Source organism: Ruegeria sp. AD2(2025) (assembly GCF_056542385.1).
Genome location: NZ_JBQFZS010000028.1, coordinates 1 through 3,910, shown reverse-complemented (window position 1 = coordinate 3,910; position 3,910 = coordinate 1). Strand labels below are relative to the sequence as shown.

General features: G+C 61.4%; 3 protein-coding genes. All 3 read right to left on the bottom strand.

The window, feature by feature from the left end; translation table 11 throughout:
- Positions 1–1,361, bottom strand: a 1,361-nt coding sequence (gene phnY, locus ACR1XV_RS21325; RefSeq protein WP_480535032.1) for a phosphonoacetaldehyde dehydrogenase, incomplete at its 3' end; no start/stop codon positions are given.
- Between the two features lie 18 nt (positions 1,362–1,379).
- Positions 1,380–2,627, bottom strand: a complete 1,248-nt coding sequence (gene phnA / locus ACR1XV_RS21320; protein ID WP_480535030.1) for a phosphonoacetate hydrolase — start codon at positions 2,625–2,627, stop codon at positions 1,380–1,382.
- 20 nt (positions 2,628–2,647) lie between these two features.
- Positions 2,648–3,835 (bottom strand): 2-aminoethylphosphonate--pyruvate transaminase, encoded by a 1,188-nt coding sequence (locus tag ACR1XV_RS21315; RefSeq protein ID WP_480535028.1) that lies wholly within the window; start codon positions 3,833–3,835, stop codon positions 2,648–2,650.
- Positions 3,836–3,910: the final 75 nt, after the last annotated feature.

Below are 3,910 nucleotides of genomic sequence, written 5' to 3'. Positions count from 1 at the left end.
CCGGAGTCTTTGATGCCGCCGAAGGGGGACATTTCGATGCGGTAGCCGGGTTGTTCCCAGATGTTGCAGGTGCCCACGTTGAGGCCGTTGATATAGGCGATGGCGCGGTTCAGGTCGTTGGTGCAGACGCCTGAACTGAGGCCGAACTCGGTGGAGTTCGAGATCGCCATGACCTGCTCGTCGTTGTCGGGTACGCGGACGATGGGGATGATGGGGCCGAAGGTTTCTTCCATGACCAGCTCGCTGTCATGGGGCACCTTGTCGACCACGATAGGCGGCAGCAGCGCACCCTGACGGCCGGGGTGATAGAGGATTTCCGCCCCCTCCTTCTCGGCCTGATAGACGCGGTTTTCGAAGATTTCCGCGGCCTTGTCGTGGATCACGCAGCCCAGTTCGGTCTCGGGGTCCTGCGGGTCGCCGAACTTGATCTTCTTGGCCTTCTCCAGCACCAGCGGCACGAACTTGTCCGCCACGCTGTCCTGCACCAGAATGCGCTTGATCGCGGTGCAGCGTTGGCCCGAGTTGCCGGTGGCTCCGGCCACGGCAATGGTCGCGGCCTTGTCCAGATCGGCATCGCTGAGGTCGTTCAGAACGATCAGCGGGTCATTGCCCCCCAGTTCCAGCGCCTGACGTTTATAGACCGCCTTGGCCGCGATCATCTTGCCCACCGGCACACCGCCGGTGAAGGTGATGATGTCGATCTTGTCATTGACGATCATCTCTTCGCCAATGTCCTGCGGCCAGCCGGTGACCACCTGGAACATCTCGGGCGGCAGGCCCGCCTCATACAGAATATCCGCCAATGTCAGCGCCGTCAGCGGCGTCAGCTCGGTCGGTTTGCAGACCATGCAGTTGTTCGACGCAATCGAGGGCGCGATCTTGTGGCTGACCATGTTCAGCGGGTGGTTGAACGGTGTGATCGCGCTGATCGCGCCCACCGGTTCGCGGGTGGTGAAGATCTTACGGTCTTTGCCATTGTGGGTCAGGTCGCAGGAAAAGATCTCGCCATCATCCTTCAGCGCCTCGGCGGCGGCGAACTGATAGACATCCTGCGCGCGCTTGGTCTCGTAGATCGCGTGCTGGTGGCAGATGCCAAGCTCCAGCACCAGCCATTTGGCCAGATACTCGCGGCGCTCACCGATCAGCTCTCCGGCGCGTTGCAGGATCTGGCTGCGTTCGTACCGGGTCAGCTTGGGCTTATAGGCCGCTGCAATCTCGAACGCCTTGCGGGCGTGCTCGGCCTTGCCCGCGGGGACATGGCCGATCACCTCGTTGGTGTAAGGGTAGAGAACCGGCACCGTCTCGTCGGTAAAGACGATCTCGCCGCCGATGCGCATCCCTTCGTTTCTGATCTCAGACACGGTCTGGTCCTTCATGGCTTACTGCGCCGCCGCTGTTGTGGCGTAGAAAAACGCATCAAAGTTGCGCAGATCGGGCGCGTTGCCCAGATCGATCACCCGGTTGACGATGAAGGGCACCTCCTGCTCGGTCAAGCCGCCATGGCTGCGCAGCGGCTCACCCAAGGCAGCCAGATCATGACGATCCGCCGAGGTGCCGATGGTCAGCTCACCGATACAGACCATGGTCAGGTCACCGATACGGTCGGCGGGCAGTTCGTATTTGGCAACCGCCTCTTCCTTGGTCAGCACTTCCAGCATCTCGGGCAGGGCTGCAACCTTGGCCTTGACCTCATCCCGGTCAGCGCCTTCGGGCAGGTAGACCGTAGCGAACGAGCCAAGCGCGCCGTGGTGAACCACATACGGGTCGGTGATCGGCAGGATTACACGGGCCTTGCCCTCACCCAGCCAGTCGTCAAACACGTCCTGCATGTAGATGACCGATGGCTCTTTCGAGACCGGCTCATGCTTGGCCTTCATGCCGTGGTCGGCGGTGACGACGATGGCCGCGCCCATCTCATCCAGTTGCGCCAGATATTTGTCGAACATGGCGTAGAAATCCAGCGCGCCCTGCTCTTCGGGGGCGAACTTGTGCTGCACATAGTCGGTGGTCGACAGGTACATCACATCCGGGCGCATCTCTTTCAGCAGCTTCACACCGGCGGCAAAGACAAATTCCGACAGCTCGGCGGAATAGACTTCCGGCACCGGCATGCCCAGCCAGGCGCTGGCATTGTCGATGCCGTGCTCGGCCTTGGTGGTCTCGCCCGAGCGTTCCGCCGAGAAGGCAACCGCGCGGTCATCGTCGAACTTCAGCCCAGCACCCAGCAGCGCCCGCAGCTTGTCCTTGGCGGTGACCATGGCGACGCGATAGCCCGCCTCGTAGAATTGCGAGAAGATGGTCGGCGCGCGCAGGAAGCGCACATCGTTCATCATCACCTCTTCGCCGGTTTCCGGGTCATAGAGGAAGTTGCCGCAGATGCCATGCACGATCGGCGGGCGACCGGTGGCAATCGACAGGTTGTTGGGGTTGGTAAAGCTGGGGATCACCGAATGCGCCAGACGGTCGGTGCCGGTCTCGCGGATGCGCTTGAGCGTCGGCATCAGGCCCTTGGCGATGGCCACTTCCAGATATTCCGGCTCGCAGCCGTCCAGGCAGATGGCAATGGCAGGCACTTTGGGGGCCGGATAGACGCGCTCATTCGCGGTCACGGGGGTTTGGATGGTCATTTGGGGGGTGTCCTTGTTAATTAGGCTGCCAGTTTGGCGCGTTCTTCCAGCGCAAGAGCCGGAGGTGCCGCGCTGGCGACCCCCATCTCGGCCAGGGTTTCCTTGGCGGCAGATACAACCTGCCGCATCACATGCTCATCCATCTGCCCGATGCAGCCGACGCGGAAACTGTCCACAACCGTCAGCTTGCCCGGATAGATGATAAAGCCTTTGTCCTTCATCAGATCGTAAAAGCGGTCGAACACGAACTTCTCGTCCGCAGGGCAGAAAAACGTCACGATGATCGGGCTCAGCCAGCGGTTCTGCAGCAGCGTCTCGAAGCCCAGCTCGCGCATGCCTGCGACCATCACGTCACGATTGCGGGTGTAACGCGCGCCGCGCCCCGCAACGCCGCCTTCAACCTCATGCGCCTTCAGCGCTTCGAGGAAGGCTGCAACCACATGGGTCGGCGGGGTGAACCGCCACTGGCCGGTCTTTTCCATATGCGCCCATTGCGCATGCACATCGAGGCTCAGCGAGTGGCTGTTGCCCTTGGCCGCTTCCAGCTCATCCTTGCGGGCGATGATGAAGCCAAAGCCCGGCACGCCCTCGATGCATTTATTGGCCGAAGACACCATCGCCTCATACCGGATCTCGGACGGCTTCAGCTCAATCGCGCCAAAGGCCGACATCGAGTCGATCAGCAGCTTGCGCCCCGCCCCGTAGACCGCCTCGGAAATCTCCTCAACCGGGTTCAGAATGCCCGAGGACGTCTCGCAATGGATCGCAACCACATGGGTGATCGCAGGGTCCTTGGCCAGAATCTCGGCCACTTCCGACCCGCGCGGCGGCAGGTAATCGCCCTTGTCCAGCACCAGATGATCGCGCCCCAGATACTGCAACGTCTGCGCCGAGCGTTGCCCATAGGCCCCGTTCGCCAGCACCAGCGCCTTGCCGTCCTTCGGGATGAACGAGGCCAGCATCGCCTCAACCGCAAAACTGCCCGAGCCCTGCATCGGAACGCAGTCAAACGCTTCGGCCCCTTCACCCAACAGCGCCAGCAGCCGCGACCGCATATCCCGCGTCATCGCCCGGAAATCATCATCCCAGCTGCCCCAGTCCCGCAACATCGCCTGCTTCACCGCATAAGACGTCGTCAAAGGTCCAGGCGTCAGCAAATAGGCCTCACCCATCTTGGGCGGTTCAATCAAATGGTCAGACTGCGTCATCACAAGACTCCAATAGCGCGCAACAATCACACGTTTGCAACCACTCTCCCCATATGTAAAATTGCAAATATCGAT